This window comes from Undibacterium sp. 14-3-2, from assembly GCF_016595265.1.
Taxonomy (GTDB): Bacteria; Pseudomonadota; Gammaproteobacteria; order Burkholderiales; family Burkholderiaceae_D; genus Undibacterium; species Undibacterium aquatile.
The window spans coordinates 253,470-275,592 of sequence record NZ_JAENGS010000002.1; the positions used below are offsets into that span (position 1 = coordinate 253,470).

The 22,123-nt window shown below is 50.0% G+C and carries 19 protein-coding genes; 5 read left to right on the forward strand and 14 right to left on the reverse strand.

Annotated elements, in window-relative coordinates; translation table 11 throughout:
- Nucleotides 1-283: 283 nt before the first annotated feature.
- Both Undi14_RS05680 and Undi14_RS05685 read left to right on the forward strand, forming a co-directional pair.
- Nucleotides 284-2,383 carry a TonB-dependent siderophore receptor gene (locus Undi14_RS05680; protein ID WP_200178593.1) on the forward strand — a complete coding sequence of 700 codons (2,100 nt, stop codon included), beginning with the start codon at nt 284-286 and terminating at the stop codon, nt 2,381-2,383.
- A 75-nt stretch (nt 2,384-2,458) separates the two neighbouring features.
- Nucleotides 2,459-3,589, forward strand: a complete 1,131-nt coding sequence (locus tag Undi14_RS05685) for a PepSY domain-containing protein (protein WP_200178595.1) — start codon at nt 2,459-2,461, stop codon at nt 3,587-3,589.
- Between the two features lie 189 nt (nt 3,590-3,778).
- On the opposite strand, the gene Undi14_RS05690 is transcribed toward Undi14_RS05685, so the two are convergent.
- The 3 genes from Undi14_RS05690 to Undi14_RS05700 all read right to left on the reverse strand — a co-directional run bounded on the left by Undi14_RS05690 (nt 3,779) and on the right by Undi14_RS05700 (nt 7,105).
- Complete coding sequence (locus Undi14_RS05690; RefSeq protein ID WP_186896771.1) at nt 3,779-4,093, reverse strand: hypothetical protein; 315 nt, start codon at nt 4,091-4,093, stop codon at nt 3,779-3,781.
- Nucleotides 4,094-4,372: 279 nt separating this feature from the next.
- Nucleotides 4,373-6,058, reverse strand: a complete 1,686-nt coding sequence (locus tag Undi14_RS05695) for a peptide chain release factor 3 (RefSeq protein WP_234030437.1) — start codon at nt 6,056-6,058, stop codon at nt 4,373-4,375.
- Between the two features lie 144 nt (nt 6,059-6,202).
- Nucleotides 6,203-7,105 carry an ABC transporter substrate-binding protein gene (locus tag Undi14_RS05700; RefSeq protein ID WP_200178597.1) on the reverse strand — a complete coding sequence of 301 codons (903 nt, stop codon included), beginning with the start codon at nt 7,103-7,105 and terminating at the stop codon, nt 6,203-6,205.
- Nucleotides 7,106-7,447: 342 nt separating this feature from the next.
- On the opposite strand from Undi14_RS05700, the gene Undi14_RS05705 reads away from it, so the two are divergent.
- Together Undi14_RS05705 and sppA are read left to right on the forward strand one after the other, a co-directional pair.
- Complete coding sequence (locus tag Undi14_RS05705) at nt 7,448-8,461, forward strand: S1/P1 nuclease (protein WP_200178599.1); 1,014 nt, start codon at nt 7,448-7,450, stop codon at nt 8,459-8,461.
- Between the two features lie 24 nt (nt 8,462-8,485).
- Nucleotides 8,486-10,342 carry a signal peptide peptidase SppA gene (gene sppA / locus Undi14_RS05710; RefSeq protein WP_200178600.1) on the forward strand — a complete coding sequence of 619 codons (1,857 nt, stop codon included), beginning with the start codon at nt 8,486-8,488 and terminating at the stop codon, nt 10,340-10,342.
- A gap of 81 nt (nt 10,343-10,423) precedes the next feature.
- On the opposite strand, the gene Undi14_RS05715 is transcribed toward sppA, so the two are convergent.
- From Undi14_RS05715 to Undi14_RS05730, 4 genes are all read right to left on the reverse strand, one after another.
- A complete protein-coding gene (locus tag Undi14_RS05715; protein ID WP_200178602.1) occupies nt 10,424-12,124 on the reverse strand; it encodes a long-chain fatty acid--CoA ligase in 1,701 nt (566 codons plus the stop codon).
- Between the two features lie 360 nt (nt 12,125-12,484).
- A complete protein-coding gene (locus Undi14_RS05720; protein WP_200178604.1) occupies nt 12,485-13,711 on the reverse strand; it encodes an acyl-CoA dehydrogenase in 1,227 nt (408 codons plus the stop codon).
- 65 nt (nt 13,712-13,776) lie between these two features.
- Nucleotides 13,777-14,541 (reverse strand): SDR family oxidoreductase, encoded by a 765-nt coding sequence (locus Undi14_RS05725; RefSeq protein ID WP_200178606.1) that lies wholly within the window; start codon nt 14,539-14,541, stop codon nt 13,777-13,779.
- A 9-nt stretch (nt 14,542-14,550) separates the two neighbouring features.
- Complete coding sequence (locus tag Undi14_RS05730; protein WP_200178608.1) at nt 14,551-15,285, reverse strand: histidine phosphatase family protein; 735 nt, start codon at nt 15,283-15,285, stop codon at nt 14,551-14,553.
- Between the two features lie 94 nt (nt 15,286-15,379).
- Between Undi14_RS05730 and Undi14_RS05735 the strand changes: the two genes are divergently transcribed.
- Complete coding sequence (locus Undi14_RS05735) at nt 15,380-16,285, forward strand: LysR family transcriptional regulator (RefSeq protein ID WP_186883113.1); 906 nt, start codon at nt 15,380-15,382, stop codon at nt 16,283-16,285.
- Between the two features lie 147 nt (nt 16,286-16,432).
- Here the strand turns inward: Undi14_RS05735 and Undi14_RS05740 are convergent, their stop codons facing one another.
- From Undi14_RS05740 to trmD, 7 genes are all read right to left on the reverse strand, one after another.
- Nucleotides 16,433-17,116: a hypothetical protein gene (locus Undi14_RS05740; protein ID WP_200178609.1), complete on the reverse strand. Its 684-nt coding sequence runs from the start codon at nt 17,114-17,116 to the stop codon at nt 16,433-16,435.
- A gap of 505 nt (nt 17,117-17,621) precedes the next feature.
- Nucleotides 17,622-17,960: a DUF3579 domain-containing protein gene (locus Undi14_RS05745; RefSeq protein WP_200178610.1), complete on the reverse strand. Its 339-nt coding sequence runs from the start codon at nt 17,958-17,960 to the stop codon at nt 17,622-17,624.
- A gap of 446 nt (nt 17,961-18,406) precedes the next feature.
- Nucleotides 18,407-18,958 carry a GNAT family N-acetyltransferase gene (locus Undi14_RS05750; protein ID WP_200178611.1) on the reverse strand — a complete coding sequence of 184 codons (552 nt, stop codon included), beginning with the start codon at nt 18,956-18,958 and terminating at the stop codon, nt 18,407-18,409.
- 48 nt (nt 18,959-19,006) lie between these two features.
- Nucleotides 19,007-19,957 carry a CobD/CbiB family protein gene (locus tag Undi14_RS05755; RefSeq protein WP_200178612.1) on the reverse strand — a complete coding sequence of 317 codons (951 nt, stop codon included), beginning with the start codon at nt 19,955-19,957 and terminating at the stop codon, nt 19,007-19,009.
- A 118-nt stretch (nt 19,958-20,075) separates the two neighbouring features.
- Complete coding sequence (locus tag Undi14_RS05760) at nt 20,076-20,744, reverse strand: CoA pyrophosphatase (protein ID WP_186896784.1); 669 nt, start codon at nt 20,742-20,744, stop codon at nt 20,076-20,078.
- 98 nt (nt 20,745-20,842) lie between these two features.
- On the reverse strand, nt 20,843-21,226 hold the full coding sequence (gene rplS, locus Undi14_RS05765; protein WP_186883107.1) for a 50S ribosomal protein L19: 384 nt from the start codon (nt 21,224-21,226) through the stop codon (nt 20,843-20,845).
- Nucleotides 21,227-21,354: 128 nt separating this feature from the next.
- Nucleotides 21,355-22,101, reverse strand: a complete 747-nt coding sequence (gene trmD, locus Undi14_RS05770; RefSeq protein ID WP_200179224.1) for a tRNA (guanosine(37)-N1)-methyltransferase TrmD — start codon at nt 22,099-22,101, stop codon at nt 21,355-21,357.
- Nucleotides 22,102-22,123 lie beyond the last annotated feature (22 nt).

The following is a 22,123-nucleotide window of genomic DNA, read 5'->3' on the forward strand; positions in this document are numbered from 1 at the left end:
CGCAAAAAAGTGTATAAAAAAATGAGATGCGCTCGCTGACAAACGCTATAAAAGCCACTCCCATCCCACGTAAAAATTTCCTGCCACAAACAATTCCAAGGCTGAATCAAGAAAACAACGCGCACATAATCATTATTGCGAATCATTCTCATTTGCGTTAATATACCCACCACTTGCTCTTGCTGAATACCCCATCAGGTCGATTCCTGGCTACGTCGCGTTTATTCGCCAACGCAATGTAAGAAGAAGCAACTGTGTAACGACGATCTCTCTCAATTCCGATATGAAGAACTTTCAATTAAAAACGATTGCCGGCATTCTGGCTGGTGGGCTATTTTCAAGCTATGTGCAAGCAGACAATCAGCTGCCGGAAATTCAGGTAAAAGTTAAAGCCGAAAAAACAGAGCAATACGATGTTACTGAAGCAAGCAGCGCAACCAGACAAAAAATTGCACTGCGCAATATTCCACAAATTGTTAACGTCGTGCCGGACATCGTCATGCGCGAACAAAATGCCAGCTCGGTTCAGGACGCCTTGCAAAATGTGGTCGGGCTCAGCTTCAGCGTAGGTGATGGTCAGCGTGATCAGGTCGCCATTCGCGGCTTTACCGCCATTTACGATCAGTACATCGACGGTATCCGCGATGACGCGATGTACTTCCGCGATTTATCGAATATTGAACGCATTGAAGTTTTGAAAGGCCCGGCATCGGTGTTGTATGGCCGCGGCTCTGCCGGCGGGCTGATCAATCGCATCACCAAAAAGCCGCAAGCGCATCCGGAATCCGAGGTTGCACTGAGCCTGAGTTCACAAGGTCAGAAGCGCACTAGCTTCGATGTGGGCGGCGCCAGTGAACAACTGAATTTCCGTATTAATGGTGCGCTGGAAGACAGCAGTAATTTCCGCGATCAGTTTTCACTCAAGCGTCAGGCTGTTGCACCGTCTATAACCTGGCAGCTGAGTCCTGCAACACGCATCACGGCTCAAGCCGACTATCTGAAAGACAAGCGCATCGCAGATCAGGGCTTACCAGCCTATCGTGGCCGTCCCGTGGATGTCCCTGTCAACACCTTTTATGGCGCAGCAAATGCGAGTGATGTTGGTTATGTGCAGTCAGATGTCGTCAGCGGCACAATTACCCTCGACCATACAATTAATGAGAGCCTCTCGCTACACAGCGCGATCCGCTCTTATGATTTCAAACTTGACAGAAATTACACCGGTATCGGTGACATCAAAGACGGCGCAACACCGACGGTATCGATAGGCCAATCCAAGCGATTACGTAATGAGAACGGCACTTACTGGCAAACCGAGTTATCTCAAAAAGCGCAATGGGGTGACACGCGCCATCAGTTGATGTACGGCGTGGAATTAGGTACACAAGACAAAGAAGAAATTCTCTGGAGCCGGAATAACGTCGCGACCTACAATTTATTCCAGCCGGTCAGAGTCAATTTAGCGGCGATGCCGACAACGCTTGTTCCGGGAACCAATACATTGAACCACTATGAGTTTGCTGCGGCGTATGTGCAGGATTTGATCAGCCTGACGCCACAATGGAAAATTCTGGCAGGCCTGCGCTACGACAGTTTGCGCCAGAATCGCGATGACCGCACTTCAAAGAATCTGGATCAATCTCGCCAGGATAATAATTTCGCGCCCCGACTTGGCTTTGTCTATCACGCCAGCGACGCGTTAAGTTTTTACGCCAGCAATAGCACCTCATTCCAGCCACTGGCCGACACCTTTACGATACGTACCAACACCGACAAGCTAGAGCCAACGAAAACGACGAATAACGAGATAGGCTTAAAGCTTGACATCGATGCCAAAGCAAGTCTGACACTTGCTGTATTCGACATGCGCCAGAATAACGTACAGGTACAGGATCCACTGAATAAAAATGCTTCTCTGCCTGTCGGCAAACAAGGCACGAAAGGTGTAGAACTGCAGTACACAGGCGAGATCGCCAAAGGCTGGGACGTCCTCGCCGGTTACGCCTACATGCGCGGTGAGATTCTCGAATCCACAGAACTCACCAGTGCCGGCACACCATTCAAAGGCAACACGTCAGCACTTACGCCGAAACATAGCGCCAACCTGTGGCTGAAATATACAATCAATCCGGCATGGTATGTTGCCGGTGGCGGACGTGCAGAATCGGCACGTTATGCGTCGCTAGATAATCTCGTTACCTTACCTGGCTACACCGTTATTAACCTGGCAACCGGTTATCAGGCCGGAAAACTGGAATTCAATGTCAGCCTGCGTAATCTGTTCAATCGTCGTTATTTTGTCGCCGCTCACAGCGGCGCGAATGACTACAATATGCCGGGTGAAAGCCGGGGTCTGTATATGACGACACGATACCGTTTTTAACAAGCAGACACGTTGAAATAATTTTCCCCAATCAAACGCACCGCAACCTTGCGGTGCTTTTTTATTTACATAGCCATGTCGTATAAAAAAATTTTCCGGCGTCTGCACTTATGCTTTGCACTGACGGCCGGCCTCTTCTTTGTGCTGTTGGGACTAACCGGCAGCGTACTCAGCTGGCGGCATGAAATTGATCAGTGGCTCAACCCCGGCTTACTGACAGTATCGGCAAACACTCAGAAAGCACCGCTCGCACAACGTCCTGACGACCTGCAACGTTTGCTGGCAAAACTTTCGGAAACACAAACATCCGCACCGAGCCGTATCGAATTGCCGGAAGATAACCAGCATGCGATGGTCGTCTGGTATAAATTAAGCGCTGACAAAGAAAAAGGAGTATCTCGTCAACTCATGCTGAATCCTGATACCGGCGCCATTCTGGGTGAACGATATTGGGGTAAGAGCGGCTTCAGCCGTGAGCAAATCATGCCAACAATTTTTCATTTGCATCATTATTTGCTGGCAGGGGAAACCGGGAAATTCATTTTATCGATCGCAGCCATCATCATCGTTATGCTGAGTTTATCGGGCATTCTGCTCTGGTGGCCCAAAGCACGCTGGCAAGCGCTACGACAAGCATTAACCACAGGTAAATTCGTCAGTTGGCGCGCACTGAATTTCAGGCTGCACCGGGCGGCAGGGTTTTACTTTGCACCTGTGTTTCTTACTCTTGCAATAACGGGAATCTACTTCAACTTTCCCCAATGGATAACGCCGCTGATCGCGCAGATCATGCCCATCTCGACGCAAGTCAAAAAATCTGAGCAGACATCTGCAGAAAATCGAGCACTCCCCCTTCACCAAATTTTATCGGTCGCACAACAACAATTCCCCGAAGCGAAAATGACCCGTCTGACTTTTCCGGCAAAATCCGCAAACGTGCTGGAAGTGCGGATGCGTCAACCCAACGAAGTCAGAAAAGGGGCGGGGTCTACCCGCATCGCTATCGACATGCGCGATGCCAGCATATTACAAATCACAGATCCGGAGCGACTACAAGGCGGGAACTTAGTATTGAACTGGTTTTTCCCCTTACATACAGGAGAAGCATTTGGAATTGCGGGCAGAATTTTTATCAGTCTTACCGGGATAATGCCGCTGCTGTTTATGCTCAGCGGAATATGGTTGTGGCTACGACGTCGCAGCTAAGTCTGAACGATACAGGTGAAAAACACATACAAACAATAACCGAACCATTAGTAAACAACTGCCTTTGCTCTGCATCAGATGACATCTGGTACCGCATCTTTTGCAGAGCAAAGAGCAGAAAAACATTAGACGAATTAGGTGATCCAAACAATTTTACTTTTCAAAGCAGAAGAGTATGAATTGTTGTGCTTAAAAAGACGGCAAATCCTGCAAGCGGATGCCATCACTGCCATTTGCATCACCGCATAGCCCGCGCATACCATCTTCGTACAGCACACCGGTCACTTTCTCGCCCAACACGATGCCATGATCGCCATGGAATTTCGTCACCACCTCATCGCCATTGGCAATGGTATCCCAGACCACACCGACATCAACCTCCTGTGGATCATCCACGATCGCCGGTGGCATCACCTGCCCGCCTTTACTTCGTCCCCAGCGCACTTTTTCAATACGCTTGCCACTGTCATCAAACCTGACTGCTTCAATAAAGAATAATGCCATGATGAATCTCCCTGACGATGAATCAAAAAACGGAAGTCAATTCGATATTTCAGAAGGGTCGTCCGCAGCATACTCTGCCGCAGGCATACCGTTTGCGATATGCAGGTGGAATAGTAGCAAATAAAAACGCGATTTCAACTCTCGTTATCAGTCTCAATAACAAAGCGGCTCGCAAAGGAAAAAACCTTTGCGAGCCGCATCAGAATTGAGTCTTTGCTATTGATCTGTGTTTACTTTGTATCGAATTTTTATCTGCTCACCAAATAGCAAGCCGTCGCTTTAACCCAGCTTCGCCGCATGTTCGCGGGTCGCGTGGAACGTGACACCAGGCCAGCGTTCTTGTGTGAGTTTCAGATTCACACCAGAAGTCGCCAGATACGCCATGTTACCTGCCGCATCAAACGCGATGTTCGCACCGGCAGATGAGCGTTCAAAATCAGCCAGCATTTTTTTGTCGTCACAAGTAATCCAGCGCGCGCTGCTGATGCTGGTGCCTTCAAATACAGCATCCACGCCGTATTCATTTTTAAGGCGGCTGGCAACAACCTCAAACTGCAAGACACCGACCGCGCCCAGCACAAGATCACTGCTGACGACCGGCTTGAATACCTGTACCGCGCCTTCTTCACCAAGTTGCTGCAAACCTTTTTGTAGTTGCTTGATTTTCAGCGGATTCAGAATACGTGCAGTGCGGAAAAAATCCGGTGCGAAATATGGAATACCGGTAAATTGCAACAGTTCGCCTTCAGAAAAACTGTCACCGATCTGCATGTTGCCGTGATTCGGTAAGCCGATGATATCGCCCGCATACGCCTCTTCCACTTGTTCACGCGAAGAAGCCATGAAGGTTACGACCGACGAAACTTTAATCTCGCGGTTCAGACGTAAATGCTTGAGCTTCATACCGCGCTCGAACCGCCCTGAACACACACGCAAAAACGCAATACGGTCACGATGTGCCGGATCCATATTTGCCTGAATCTTGAATACAAAACCGGAAAACGCCTGCTCGGTCGGCTCGACAGAACGCACGGTCGCATCGCGTTCGCGTGGTGGCGGCGCCCAGTCCAGCAAGGCATTCAAAATTTCACGCACACCGAAGTTATTAATCGCGGAACCAAAGAACACCGGCGTCTGCACACCGGCCAGGAAATCTTCCAAGCTGAACGGATGCGATGCACCATGCACCAGTTCCACTTCCATCTTCAGTTGTTCGATTTCCAGCGGGAACATCTCCGCCAGACGTGGATTATCGATGCCTTTGATAACTTCAAATTCCTGATCGGCACGCTCGCTACCCGGTGTGAACAACAGAATTTCATCACGCAGAATATGGTACACACCGCGGAAGGTCTTTCCCATGCCGATAGGCCAGGTGACTGGTGAACACTGAATCTTTAAAACGGATTCCAGCTCATCCAACAATTCCAGCGGATCGCGGGTTTCACGATCCATCTTGTTGACGAAACTGATGATAGGCGTATTACGCATACGGCAAACGTTCAACAGTTTGATCGTTTGTTCTTCTACACCTTTCGCCGCATCAATCACCATCAGCGCAGAGTCCACCGCCGTCAACACGCGATAGGTATCTTCAGAAAAATCCTGGTGACCCGGCGTATCGAGCAGATTCACGACGTGATCGCGGTATTCAAACTGCATCACCGAGGAAGCAACCGAAATACCACGTTGCTTTTCGATTTCCATCCAGTCCGAAGTCGCATGACGACCGCTCTTACGCGCCTTGACGGTACCGGCCAACTGAATCGCTCCGGAAAACATCAACAGTTTTTCTGTCAGCGTCGTTTTACCCGCATCCGGATGGGAAATAATGCCGAAAGTGCGACGACGCTTAACTTCGCGGCTGATCAGATCTTTTGACGCAGCATGGCCTTGCGTTGTGTCCGCCGCTGATGCCGATGCGGATTCTGGGATGTCGTCTGTGGATTCGTGGATGGTAGTCATTGCAGATGCCGCAAAAATGGAAGAAAAACACGCAAGTTTAGCTGGTATTGAGAATGAAGTCGAATACGCATCCGCTTTGCAGATCAGAATCGCCTTATATTTGCCAGACTTATACCAGCCCAGCTGCGGTAGTCATTCTGCAACTCATGGCCGGAACCATAAGCCGGGTCGATGTAAGGGCATTTTTTCAGGACTCAGAAACGGATTACGCAAGGTAATGACAGTACGGGACTTCAAATTTGCATTTTTAATCGCATCCTGATTGGCCCGCTGAAAAATTTTTTCAAAAGTGCCGTTTTTAATCAGCTCTTCCAACCCGCGTTGTATATCCTGAGCCATTTTTGGCTCGCGCGGACTGACAAAAAAATACAAGGCGGATGGGTAATACAAAACGATGTGCTTATCGATCACCAGGTTAAGAAAAGGCCGCTGATCAAGCTCATTCTGAATTTCAAAAACAGCGCGTGGAAAATAATCAAAACGTCCGGCCTTCAGCATCGTAAATAAAGGGTCATAGGAAGCAGATGTTTTGACTGGCAAACCATTATTTCTCAGAATCGCGACATCGGGCCAGTCCATTTCCTGCCCGGCACTGAAAGCACTCAGATCTTTCAATGTTCTTACTTCACGAAAAATCTCTGCATCCGCCGCTCTGATCAGCGCCAGACGCCATCCCAGCAAACCTTTGTCGATAGGGATGCGGATAGGGATCAGTTGTGCTTCTCGCTCATCCGTGCTCATCGTCCACAGGATATCAACGATCCCATTTGGCGAAGTCAGTTCATAAATAGCCCGAGCCTGCTGCATCGCGACCTCACTCGCCTGCAACTGGTACGGCTGACCGCTCGCCTTCACAGCATGCCGGAGAATTTCCAACACATAGTCTGCATGCGGGTCGGCATTGAGTGAGACCAGAGGGTAGCGGATCAATGCTGTTTTTTTCGCCGCATCTGCCGCACTGGCAAGCGGTATCGCCAGAAACAGGTTCAGGATCAGTAGCGCTATCGTAGATATCCATGACAACAGAAATAAACAACGTTGTTTCATGCTTGTCTGCTTTCTTTAGCAAAAACCAGGAACAGCAATTATTTTTCAACACGAACACAGTAAGGCTGCCCGCCGTCTGCACCCCAGAGATGATGCTCCAGTGTAGTCGGGCGATGCTGACTTGTGTCAATCATCAATGCAAAGGCTGGTAGATATTTTGATATTTTTTATTACCCACATCAGGGGTAAAACCGCATTCCCGGTCCAACAGAAAAACAAAAAAAGAAAGTTCACGCAGCAAACAACAGCCGTGATCTGAATAAAATTTTTGCAGTTTGCTATACCCTCGTCATCTTTGTGTACTACCATTGATGCTATTTTCCCAACCCTATCTGAACCTCTATGAAAAAGATATTCATTTCAGCCATGATGTTATGCGCGACCAGCCTGCCGCAACTCAGTTTTGCCTGGGGTGCCGATGGTCACCAGACGGTCGGGGCGATTGCTGATCAATTACTGAGCGGCACCAAAGCCGGTGCCCAGGTCAAAGCTCTGCTCGGTGACAACACGCTGGAAAAAATGGCGGTATGGGGCGACTGCGTTAAAGGCATTTCGCCTGAAAAGGATTATGCGTACACATCAGCTGGGCGCTATCCGGAATGCGCACCGTTTGAAAATCCAGCCGGCATCGCCGCAATGGCCGATTATGTCCGTCGCAACAATACGAATTGCAACCCGGCTTTTGATGAAGAAAACTGCCATAAGCAATATCACTACGCTGACGTCGCTCTGCAGCACGATCATTACAAAACCGGCTATGTTGGCACCAGTGATCATGATGTCGTGAATGCGATTCGTGCCGCTGCGCTGGTCTTGCAGGGGAAACCGCAGCCTAAGCCATTTGCATTTAAAGATAAGCAGGAAGCACTGGCCTTACTGACGCACTATGTCGGCGATATTCATCAACCGCTGCACGTGGGTTCGGTATTTCTGAACGCGGAAGGCAAGATCGTCAATCCGGATGAAGGCGAGTACGACCGTGGCAGCAATACCGTCGGCGGCAATGCTTTGCAGTGCCCTTGCGGCAATCTGCATTCTTTATGGGATGATTTGCCGCAGCAATTTAAACGCGGCCGCATGAATGAAGCATTAACCAAAAAAGCGCGCACGCTGAACGTGGCAAAAGCACAGCTGGAACAATTACCTGCCTTGTGGGCAGATGATGCCGTCAGTGACGCCAAAAAATTATTTGCAGGAACACAGTTCAGCAAAAGCACACCGAATCAGCGCGGCAACAGCTGGTCGATCGCGCTGCCGCTGGAATATGAAAAAACCATGGTCAGTATGAAAGAAGATGCCTTAGTGCGTGCAGGTGCACATCTGGCGCAGATCTTACAAACTGTCTGGCCAGAATAATCACTCCGCTACCAAAGGACTACTATGAGTTTCTCTCCATTTCGCTGGATAGGCCAGGGCTTCCGATATCTGTGGCGCGCGCTGGATTTCAGCCGCCGGGTTTTGTTGAATTTACTGCTGCTGGTATTTTTCATCGCGCTGCTGATCGGCATTTTTTCCGGTGGAGTCAAAAAGCTGGAAGACAAGACCGCCCTGATTCTGGATTTCAAAGGGACGCTGGTTGAACAACACTCGGGCAATGCCCGCGAAGCTTTGCTCGCTGAAGCACAGGGTAACGCTAAAAAGAGTACGCAATTGCGCGACATACTGAGCGTGCTTGATAGCGCCGCCAAGGACGACAAGATACACAGCGCCGTTCTGCTGCTTGACGATATGGGTGGCGCTGGCTTGCCGATGTTGCGTGAAGTCGCAGCGGCGATTGACCGCTTCAAAGCGTCCGGCAAGCCCGTGATTGCATGGGGTTCAAATTTCGATCAGCGTCAGTATTTTCTGGCGGCACATGCGAACCAGGTTTATCTGCACCCTATGGGTTCCGTGATGATGACGGGTTTTGGCCGCTATCGTAACTACTACCGCGATGCGCTCGACAAAGTCGGTGTGACGGTGAATTTACTCAAGGTCGGTACCTACAAAAGCTTTGCCGAGCCTTACATTGCGAACGAGCCATCGCCAGCCGCAATGGAAGCCGATACTTTCCTCTACAACGCGATGTGGAAAACCTATACCGACAATGTAGAGAAAGCACGCAAACTGCCTGCCGGCAGCATCATGCAAGGCATTAATGAACTGCCGGAACAAATGAAGGCCGCAGGCGACGACAGCGCCAAACTGGCGTTAAATCTGAAGCTTGTCGATGGCTTGAAAACCCGCGATGAATTGCGTGATCTGATGCTGAAAAACGGTGCCAGAGACGAACAAGGTAAAACATTCCGTCAGATTGCGTTTGACGATTATCTCGCTCGTCAGAAACCACAGTTGTTCGGTAACGCGGTTGGCGTTGTGGTGGCTTCCGGTGAAATCAGCGAAGGAAATGCGACCGCGGGTTCTATCGGTGGTTTGTCGACATCGAAACTGATCCGCAAAGCGCGGGAAGATGACAGTATCAAAGCCATCGTCTTGCGTGTTGATTCGCCTGGCGGCAGTGCTTTCGGTTCCGAGTTAATCCGTCGCGAGCTCGAGCTGACGCGCAAGGCTGGTAAGCCGGTTGTCGTTTCCATGGGTAACGTTGCTGCATCAGGCGGTTACTGGATTTCCATGGCGGCCGACGAAGTGATCGCAGATGAAGCGACTGTCACCGGTTCTATCGGCGTGTTTGCGATTCTGCCGACCGCAGAAAAAGCGCTGGATAAACTCGGCGTGCACACCGGCGGCACCACGACCACTTGGCTGGGCGACGGTTTTAATCCTTTGCGTCCGCTGAATCCGAAATTCGGTGAACTGGTACAGAGCAGTATCAATCACATTTACTCGGAATTTACCGGTAAAGCTGCAGCCGCCCGTAAAACGACACCAGAGAAAATTGATGCTGTCGCGCAGGGACGTGTCTGGACTGGTGCGCAGGCAAAAGAACGCAATCTGGTCGATACCGTTGGCAGCTATTCCGATGCATTAAAATCGGCTGCGAATCGCGCCAAACTCGGCAGCGATTTCCGTGTCAGTTATGTAGAACCGGAAATGTCAAAAGTTGACCGTATTTTTGATTTGCTCGGTTCACAAACGGCCAAAGTACTGCAACAGCAATTCAAAGTCGCACTGGTACCGACGGGCGTACCGCCGGCAGCAGCATTGCAAATGGCATCCGAACTGAGCTGGCTCGCCGACATCAATAAAGACGGCAAAGGCTATACGGCACTGACACATTGTCTGTGTACGAATCCTTAATCTAAGGCTAAGGCTAAGCGACAGAGCATATAAAAAAGGGAGCGATTGCTCCCTTTTTTTATGTCGCTTTACATCGCAGTTTTATGCGGCAACGCGTTTCTTCGCCTCTTCATCGTAGAGCTCTTTTTTCGACAATTTGCCGACCGGCGTTTTCGGCAATTCCGGGCGAATTTCCATCGCCTGCGGCATTTCATGTTTGCCGAGTTTGTCTTTCAAAAACTCTTTCAACACATCGAAACTAAACGGCGTCTGTCCTGTTTTGAGTTTGATAAACGCTTTCGCCGCCTGACCACGATACTCATCAGGAATACCGATCACACTGACTTCCGCCACCGCCGGATGCTGGTAAATCGCTTCTTCAATATTGCGCGGATAGACATTGTAGCCACCCGATAAAATCATATCCTTGGTGCGATCCACGATGTAGATGAAACCGTCTTCATCCATATAGCCGACGTCGCCGGTGCGGAAATAGCCATCGGCAGTAAACGCATCGCGGGTCGCATCTGGCTTATTCCAGTAGCCTTTCATGACATTTGCACCAGCAACGCAGATTTCACCGCGCTCACCTCTCGCCACAAACGTGCGCGGGTCATCGATGCTGGCAAATTTAAAGCGTATGCCCGGTGTCGGCAAACCGCAGGAACCGGCTTTACGCACACCAGAAACAGGCGTGAAAGTGCCGGTCGGTGAGGTCTCAGTCATGCCCCAGCCTTCCAGCAAAGTGCAGCCGGTAATACTCTGGAACTGCTGCAACACCTCGGCAGGTAAAGGGGCGCCGCCGGAATTACAGAATTTGAGCGAACGCAGATCGAAGTCTTTGATCTGCGGATAATGAATGATGGCGGTGTACATCGTCGGCACACCAGGAAATACCGTGATTTTTTTTGCGGCCAGATCCTTGACCACGGCTTCCACATCAAAGCGGGTATGCAGCACAATTTCTGCGCCGATACGAATACCGAACAACATATCCACCGTCAGCGCATAAATATGGAACAGCGGTAACACCGCCAGCAAACGCTCTTTGCCTTCTTCTAACAAGCGTGGCTCGGTCTGCGTGGTTTCAACGATCTGACTGCAGGCAGCGGTCAGATTCGCATGGGTCAGCATCGCGCCTTTCGCCAGCCCGGTGGTGCCGCCGGTGTATTGCAAGACCGCGATCGTTTCGACCGGATCGGTCGCAGCCACTGGTGTGTACTGACCATCGTTCGCCAGCAAATCAGCAAACAACACATGTTGCGCATCCTGCGGAATCGGGCACAACTGTGCAGCTTTATCGAGGTTAGCGCGTACCGCATCAGGATACGGTGTCATTTCAGCGATATTGCCGATGATGAGTTTTTGCAAGCGCGTATGTGCCAGCATTTTCGCCATCTGCGGATACAGCATGCTCATGTCCAGCGTGACCAGCATATCGGTATGGCTGTCTTCGATTTTATGTTCCAGTACTTTTTCGGCGTCCAGCGGCGAGTAATTCACGACGGTGCCACCGGCCTGCAAAATCGCAAAAAAACTGATCACATAATGCGGCGTGTTCGGCAGAAACAAACCGACATGCACGCCCGGCTTAACGCCAAGCTGCTGAAATCCTTTGGTCGCCTGATCGACCAGTGTCTGCAATTCACGGTAGCTGGTTTTCTTGCCCATGAATTCCAGTGCGGGTAAATCCGGCCAGCGTGCGACTGCATCATGCAGCAGTTGCGGCACTCTGCTGAGTGTTAATGCGGCATCCCAGTGTACGCCCGCAGGGTAAGAATTGATCCAAGGTGTGTCGCTCATTTTTGTCTCCTGAATAATGGTTTTTTGGAAAATTAAGCACAACAGATCGCCAGAAGCATGAAAAATACTCCCCGGGAGTATTTTTTAAACCCCTTTATTTATGCTGAGAATAAGCTGTTTTTTAAAGATACTCCCCTAAAATTCATAAAAATACGGTTTGAATACAGTTTCAATACAGATCGGCTACCGATAGATGCCGGATTTTTTCAGGCGACGCTATGAACGACAAAAGACCGGAAAAACCGGTCTGTGTCACTGTCGCAGAAGTAACGGCAAATGCAACAACAAATGCAACGATCAATGCAGGAAAAAATCCCGCCGCCGCTGTGATCAAACCGCTACAGAGGCAGCGGAATATCGTCACTTCGCCGGCATATATTTTTTCAATTCCATTTTGCCGATCTGGTTACGATGTACTTCGTCCGGGCCATCGGCAAGGCGCAAGGTACGCGCCTGCGCATACGCATACGCCACGCCGAAATCATCCGACACACCGCCACCGCCGTGCGCCTGTATAGCCCAGTCGATCACCTGACAAGCCATATTCGGCGCAGCGACTTTAATCATCGCGATTTCTTTGGCCGCGGCTTTATTGCCAACGGTATCCATCATCTGTGCGGCATTCAGAACAAGGAAGCGTGCCTGATCAATCAGGATGCGGGCGTTCGCAATCCGTTCCAGCGTCACCCCCTGCTCGGCCACCCGTTTGCCAAAGGCGACGCGGCTCAGCGAACGTTTGCACATATCTTCCAGCGCGCGTTCTGCGAGGCCGATCAGACGCATACAGTGATGTATGCGGCCTGGGCCAAGACGCCCTTGCGCGATTTCAAAGCCACGGCCTTCACCGAGCAACATATTCGATGCCGGTACGCGCACGTTTTCAAACAAGACTTCGCCATGACCATGCGGCGCGTCGTCATAACCGAACACCGGCAAGGCGCGCAATATCGTCACGCCCGGCGTATCGCGCGGCACGATGATCATCGATTGCTGCTTGTGCCGGTTTTCATTCTGCGGATCGCTTTTACCCATGAAAATAAACACTTTGCAGCGCGGGTCATTCGCACCGGAAGACCACCATTTGCGACCGTTAATCACGTACTCGTCGCCATCGCGCACGATAGACGATTCGATATTAGTCGCATCGGATGAAGCAACACCTGGCTCGGTCATTGCAAAGCAAGAACGGATTTCGCCATTTAATAACGGCGTCAGCCATTGCTGCTGTTGCGCAGGCGTGCCGTAACGCGCCAGCACTTCCATATTGCCGGTATCGGGTGCTGAGCAGTTAAACACTTCTGCTGACCACAAGGAGCGTCCCATGATTTCGCACAATGGTGCGTATTCCAGATTCGTCAGACCCGCGCCCTGATCAGATTCCGGCAGAAACAGATTCCATAAACCAGCAGCGCGGGCTTTGGCTTTCAGTTGTTCGACAATTTTCGTCGGTATCCACGCGTCACCCGCTTGACGGTTCGCGGCGATTTCACCGAAAAATACTTTTTCATTCGGATAGATGTGCTCGTCCATAAACGTAATCAGACGTGCTTGCAACTCTTTAACTTTAGGGCTGTACTGGAAATCCATGATGATCCTCTGATATAAAGAAAATCTGCGATGCCTGAAGCATCCGATTTGATTAACTGATGACTTCAGCTGACTAAATAACCGCCATCGACATTGATGCAGGCACCTGTCGTATAGCTTGACGCGTTGGAAGCGAGATACAACACGGTTCCCGCCATTTCATCCGGTTCGGCAATGCGTTTCATAGGAATACGGGTCAGGGCTTTTTCCAGAATCGCCGGATTGTGGAATAAAGCGGAAGCAAATTTAGTATCGGTCGCACCCGGCAAGAGTGCGTTCACACGCACGCCCATCGGTGCGCATTCCTGCGCAAAGGATTTGGTCATCGCAATCACCGCTGCTTTGGTAATCGAATAAATGCCCTGCATCGCGCCCGGAATAACGCCATTCACAGAGGCGACGTTGATGATGCTGCCGCCGCCATTTTTTGCCATCAACTTCGCACCCGCGCTGCACATGAAAAAATAACCGCGGATATTCACATCCACCGTTTTTTGAAACGCCCCGACATCGGTTTCCGTGATGTGACCGAAATGCGGATTGGTCGCCGCATTGTTCACCAGAATATCGAGGCGTCCATGCGCCGCAGTGATGTCAGCAAACAAGGCATCGATCTGCGCCATTTCACCGATATGGCAAGCACGTGCCTCTGCCGTGCCGCCAGCAGCCACAATCGCCGCCACGACGGCCTCACAGGCTTCCGCTTTGCGACTGGACACAATCACATGTGCGCCGCGTGCGGCCAGAGTCTTTGCAATCGACTCGCCGATACCACGGCTGGCACCGGTCACCAACGCGACTTTGCCGCTCAGATCAAACATATCTGTCATTCTTTACTCCTAAACGTAGGTAATGCTTTTCGGGTTATTCAATATTTCGAGATGAGAAAAATTATTCAGATACGCGAGCGCCAGACGCACCGGGCGTTCTGCCGTGGCGGTCTGCATATGCAGCCGGGTTACGGCGCTGTTGACCAGCGACCAGTTGAGTTCGGCAAAACGGGGATCGGGGAAACCCAGCACATGCTGGCAAATCGCAGAAATCGTGCCGCCGGAAGTGAAGATCGCAATATTTTTCGCGCCGTCATCCAAGGCCAGTTGCCGCTGCAAGGCCTGCACACAACGCGTTTGAAACGCCTGCCAGGTTTCGCTGTAATCGGCATCGTGTTGCCCTGAAACCCAGCGTGCGACGGCTTGCGAAAAAATATCCTGAAACGCCTGTTTGCCGTTCGGCGTATGCATCAAAAAATGTTTGACTGCGGCCGGATCATCGAACTCCGGCACATGGCGCGCCAGCACTTCATGATGGTTGTATTCATTAAAATCAGCGTCGGTGTGCCATGCTGAGGTGTCGGTCTGGCTCGCCTCTTGCGCTTGCAGCGTGGATATACAGGCGAGTGCCGTTTGCTGATGACGTTGCATGCCGCCGGTAACGATGCGGCCTATGTTCAACTCACGCTGCGCCCACCAGCGTCCCAGATGTTGCGCCTGTTGCTGCCCCAGATCAGAAAGCTGATCGTAGTTCTGACTGCCAAACGATGCCTGCCCGTGACGTACCAGGTAAATCTGTGCCATTGTTTCCTCGTTGTGCCAACTATCTGAGCACTGAGTGTAAGACGACGGATATAATTGATCAAATGAATAGTTATTATCAAACACTATTAATATCATGCATATATCCAGAGTTGATCTGAATCTGTTTACCGTTTTTGAAGCCATTTACAGCGAGGGCAGCGTAACCCGCGCCAGCCAGCAATTGCATCTGACCCAGCCCGCGATCAGCCATGCGCTGAATCGTCTGCGGCAGATGTTTGATGACCCGTTGTTTGTGCGGCAAGGACAAACCATGGTCTCGACGCCGCTGGCGCGCAGCATCATCGAACCGGTGCGACAGGCCTTGCGCGGCTTAGAGATGACGCTGACCGACAATGGCAATTTCGATCCGGCGCAAGCGGTGAAACTGTTCAATCTGGCTTTACGCGATGTGCTTGAATCGACGGTTTTACCGCCGCTACTGGAACGCATTACACAGCAGGCACCGGAAATCAATCTGGCCGCAATCCAGGTCGAACGACGTGAGCTGGTGAGTGAGCTGGCAGCGGGCACATTAGATCTGGCAATCGATATGCTGCTGCCCTTGCCGAATGAAATCCGGCGGCAGCAAATCTCACGCGACACGACCGTCGTGCTGGCGCGCCATGATCATCCGCTCATCAAAGGTAAGCTGGATCTGGATACCTATTTGCAGGCAGAACATATCCTCGCCAGCTCGCGTCGCAAAGGAATGGGGCTGGAAGACTTCGAACTCAGTCGCTTAGGATTGCAAAGAAGAATACGGCTGCGCTGTCAGCATTATTTTGCTGCTTGCCGGGTTGTCAGTCAGACCGATTTATTACTGACCATGCCAGAGGGTTACGCGCGTATTGCGAATCAGCAATTTGGCAATCAGATTCTGCCATTGCCAGTCAGCATGCCGTCGTGGGATGTCTATCTGTACTGGCATCAGAATGTGGAACATGATCCCGCCAACCGCTGGTTACGCGAGCAGGTGATTCAGTCGGTATCGGGGAAATGAGATATGTTTTTGTGCTTTACGTACTGATTTTAGTGATCCGGCAAAACATAAAACAGATGCCGACGCACCGTAAACAATCTGCGATGAGTCGGCAATAGCAAAGAGCAGCTTATCTAGCTTCAGGATATCAATTTGAAGATGCTGAAATTAAAATCCGGATGCCGTTTTAAATAAATTTCCCGGTTGTGCGGTGACAACGGAATTTGTCGTATCAAAGTAAATCAGTATGCCTCTGACGCCATTGTCATACGCCATCCAGGTGTTGAGGGCGTAAGTTGCCGTCCGTTTAGTTGATCCGGGTAAATAAGTGCAACCTAAAGTCTGGTTAACTTGGGCCATCGTCATACCAACCGTAATGCGATTGTATCTGTCGAGATTGAGGTTCGCAGACGTGCAGGTTGCTGAAACCGTACCCGGTTGCTGTGGCGTAAAACCAAAACGCACCAATGGCATGACCGTCCCATTCGGCAATTGCAAAGTGGCAGTCGTCGTACTGGTAAAGTTAATCACCACTGAACCTACCGCATCGTTAGTCACTACCGCACTTTTGTACTGCCCATTTAAAGTCTGGCCGCCGCCATAGGATATCCACTTACCCTGATATAAAGTGTCAGACGTCATCGGGGCTGGACCTGAAACGTACCAGACTGGCGTACCGGCATTGTCATACATAAATCCAGCCATAAACATGGAGCCATTTTGCACTTCAATCGCAAAACCGCGACCACTTTCCGCAGGATTCCACCACCAGCCATTTTCCGGCGGAGTAGCGCCAGCTAAACCCGCGCTCAAGAGCAGTGGCGCGATCATTGCGACTTTCAGCATTTTCATTACACGACTCAGCATATAGTTACTTTCATTAAATGACTTGATCAAATCCTTGCAGGGCTGATGCAATACGGACATGCGATTGCCAAGAGTCACCTGAAAGAAACCACTACATTTTATCTAGTTATATTTTTATACATAATTGATACTTTGTAACCAATAATTACAAGGAAACAATGTTATGACGCAGACAGAGAGTGAAAGCTCGGCGGAAGCGGTATCGTCCGGTAACAAAATCCTGAATGCCATCAAAATACAAAGAGGCTCAGGACAATGACGAACTGCGAGAAATGAGAAAATAAAAATTGGAAAGAAATGAAGAGCAAGACAGCAAAGAAAACTTTGCACCTTAAAAGAGTCACAACAGAGTAGGACTACTGGCAGTGTCGTACGCAATGCCGATCACACAAGCACCACGTTCACGATACCACGGACAATGGCAGGGAAAAAACAGAAGAAAAAAAAGACGATGCGGTGGCGTTACAGATCGATGTATAGCACTGATAACTTACTTGCTGACTGGCGGCTCATCAGGTAACAAACAGGCATCGATGATTTGCAAATCATTGTCTTTCGCAAAATTAACTACGAAATGATATGCCAACGGTTCAATTTCACGAATCGCTTCGTTCACCACAACAGAACGCACGCCATTTAAAAGAATCGGGCGAACATAAGGTGAGTATTGCAGATGCGAATGCCGTCCACCGTCCGGGCTGAAACAGGACATGGCGCCGCAAAGACGCTCCGCCCAATCGCTGGGGCGAAATTGTTTTCCATCGCTGGTGATTCCCTGGATGAAAAACTCGCGTACGGGCTTATGATGAGTTTTTTTTGAATCGGCCATGTGCTCGGCTCGCTATGAAGCAAAATAAAAAAGCATCAATGCCATTATGTGACACTAAGCTTTCAAAATACATGAGTATTATATCTTATAGAAGACTTGGATCGAAACCTGAGCGTCAGATAAATATCCAAACAGGCCAACCATGATCACGTCACCTCTCAATATAGTGCATTTTCAGCGATGTAAACTTTACAAATAGATACAGTCACGCCGTCAGGGTGTAACGTTTTATTAGCACCGCGGCCATTTATCGTAAAAAGCAACCAGATTCCGGGCATATTTTTTTGCGTATCGGCATTAACAAGGCTACAACACCGTCCAGGATAAAAATACAACGTCTCATTAAATCCAGACTTCACGCTAAACAGGAAAACAAAAACATTCAAGAAATTTGTGTCGCACTTAAAAACGACGTCAGAACGACAGAAAGTGTGCAGGTGCCTTGGCTAGGTTTGGATCAGGCAAGAGGCCGCACGTACTTCGCCGGGAATTAATGAATACACTGCCGCATCAACACTATTTCCGTTCAGACGCAGACGGTTGCGCGCCAGACACTCGAGTTGCGCGCCGACCTTGTCAGCAACACGACGGCTCGCCAGATTAGCGATGGCAATCACCAATTCAACTCTGAGCAGTCGTAATTCAGTAAAAGCGTATTGGGTAAGAAAAGATGCTACCGTTGTAGCAATGCCCTGCCCTTGCCAGCGAGGCGCCACCCAGTAACTAAGATTACCGCGCTGGTGGATGCGGTCTATCATATTGACGCCTGCCGCGCCTAACAGTTGGCCTGACTCTTTATCGAACACACCAAATTCATAGCCAGTCTGAAATGCCCGCTCTTGCGCGCAGACCGCGAACCATTCCAACGCTTGCTCTTCTGTGTATTGACGGTCACACCATCCCATCCATGGATCTGCATTGATCGCAGATTCTCGCGCAATGGCGGCAAATGCGGCCGCATCATTTTTTTTCAATGCACGTAAGAAGATATCAGGCATGTTTCATTGTTTCATCCGTCGCGAACAGATGTGAACACAAAATAGCAATCAGACCCAGACTGAAAACGACAATAATGCCAGCAGCAACATCCACAATAACAGCGCACGCCAGACCAGACCGACGACGCTTTGCAGCGAACGTGGCGTTGCTTCGCTTCCCGGCTGACTTTCCAGCTCGAGGCTGTCAACGTCCACTGCCGTTGCATCTGCTTGCAACACCATCGCTTTTTCTTCGGGCTCACCTAATCGCAAACCCAACGCACCACCGCCAGCGGACAAAATAATACCAACCGCCTCATCCGACCAGCGATCAGCATAATTGCGCCAAGAATACACAGCGTCTTCGAAATTGCCGACAATGGCAAATGCGACGGCAGTCAAACGAGCTGGTACCCAGTCTATCCAATAGAATACTTTTGCAGCATAAACACCGAACTCTTCATTTTTCATATGCTCAGGCTCTGTCCAGGCATGAGCAAGATATTCGGCAACCCGGTACATCACAGCACAAGCCGGCCCGACAGGCATCAGAAACCAGAAAAACACCCCGAATACATTACGGTGCGTGGCGATGAGTGAACGCTCAACAGCAAGGCGGGAAATCTCCGATACATCAAGGTCACTGGTATCGCGGTGTATCCAATCTGACAGATGACGTCTGGCGGCATCCTCGTCGCCCGCGCTGAGGGCCAGTTGTATCGAGGTAAAGTAATGGCTGTAACGACGGAATCCCAGCGTCAGATAAACAATCACCACATTCCATGCAAATGCGGCAAACGGGCTCAGGCGCAGACAAAGCCAGTAGATCAATGCGGTCGGAATTGTCAGCGAGCCGACCACAATCCACCAGCCCAGTCGGCCATGAGCAACCTTACCAGCATTGAACGAGGCTTCAATTTTATTTGCCAGCGCCTGTATCTGTGCATAGATAGGATTATCTGCACGCAAGGGTTTGAGTTGCTCAAAAAGGAGGGCAAACAAAATAGAAATAAATGTCATGATAGGCTGAACTAGATTCGCAGTCAGGCGACTGTCTTAGAAGAATTTACCGGTGCGGCAAGTGTAAACCGATTTCCCCAGATTATGAAGCTTTGTTCCTCTGAGAAATGCGTTCTCGTCATGCTCGCAGAAAATGAAACAGATTACGCAACATGCCAGCAGTCGCCCCCCAGATAAATCTGTCCTGATAAGGCATCGCGTAAAACATTCTGCTCCCGCTTCCATCCGGCATTTGAAATACACGTCGCTGATGGTGACGTGCATTCATCAGGAATGCCAGCGGCACCTCAAATACAGAAGCAACTTCACCAGGATCAGTGACCGTGTCAAAAGGTGGCTTGACTAAAGAAACGATGGGGCTTACCTGGTAACCCGTGCCAGTTTTATAGTCGGGTAAAGCACCCAGAATATCAATATGGGAACGCGGCAATCCAACTTCCTCTTCAGTTTCACGCAAAGCGGTTTCAGCAGCACTGCCATCAGCGATTTCAAAACGCCCGCCCGGAAAGCTGATCTGCCCCGCATGTTGCTGTAAATGCGCGGCACGTTCGGTCAATAACAACGTCAGTTCTTTTTCACGCATCACGATGGGGATCAGTACTGATGCCGGACGAAATATCCGTCCTGCCGCCATCAACTCTTCGTTATTGGATTCCGGTGTCCATATCGGAGGACTGGAAAAACGCTGCCTTAACCACTCTGGTGTCAGCCTATCCGCGTCGATCGCAGCCTCATCCGCAATCGAGTGAATCGGTAAATGCTCGGGAGTCAAAATCAATTTAGTCACGGAAATAAACTCTTATTCGCTTAGATCTTATTTTTCAATACAACATAAAAAAAGGGACGCCGAAGGCATCCCTTTTTTTGTTACGGCATAAACAGATATTACTCTGCTTTCGCTGCTGCAACTTTACGTGCTGGCAATTTCTCTTTAATACGAGCAGATTTGCCTGAACGTTCACGCAGGTAGTACAACTTAGCGCGACGTACGTCACCGCGACGTTTAACTTCGATAGAAGCGATCAGTGGAGAATACAACTGGAATGTACGCTCAACGCCTTCACCGGAAGAAATTTTACGAACAATGAAGTTGGAATTCAAACCACGGTTACGGCGGGAAATAACAACACCCTCGTAAGCCTGTGTACGTTTACGTGTACCTTCAACAACGTTAACGCTGACAACAACAGTATCGCCTGGCGCAAAGTCAGGAATACTTTTACCGAGACGAGCAATTTCTTCTTGCTCTAATTTTTGGATCAGATCCATTTTTATACTCCGATAACCATCTTGCCGACGCTGCAGACATAGTCTGACTTCTGCCCGGTAGAGGATGGGGTTTAACATGCGAACCCAATAGGAACGCTCTTTTCACATCCCTGCATACACAAGGAATCTTACAAACTACTCAAAAATTTCTCATCTGCCCGACTCAGCAAACCTGCTTGCCGCGCAGCTAAAATCAAATCAGGACGTTTCATGGCACTTGCTTCGAGTGCACGCTGGCGTCGCCATTTTTCAATTTCAGCATGATTGCCGCTCATCAGCACAGCCGGTACAGTTTGCTGCTCAAATATCTCTGGTCTGGTGTAGTGCGGACAATCCAGCAAACCATTTACAAAGCTATCCTGCACGGCAGAATCATCATCGTGCAAAACACCCGGAATTTGGCGAATCACAGCATCCATTAACGCCATCGCTGGCAATTCACCACCAGATAAAACAAAATCGCCGAGACTGATCTCTTCGTCAACGCAAGCATCCAGCAATCGCTGATCAACCGCTTCATAGCGGCCGCACAGCAAGACGACACCGGACAACTCAGATATCTGCATAACCCGCTGATGAGTCAGGCGCGAACCTTGCGGTGACAGATAAATCACCTTAGGAGCTGGTTTGGCTAGTGCCATCTGACGCGCCTTTGCGGCTTCAATCGCCGACTGCAACGGCTTAGCCAGCATAACCATACCCGGGCCACCACCATATGGACGATCATCTACAGTACGGTGACGGTCAGTTGTGAAATCACGCGGATTCCACAGTTTCAACTCGCACTTGTGCTGATCAAATGCGCGTCGAGTGACACCCGATTGCGTAATGGCGCCAAACATTTCGGGAAACAGCGTGATGACATCAAACTGCATACAAATGCCTTCTGATTGCATC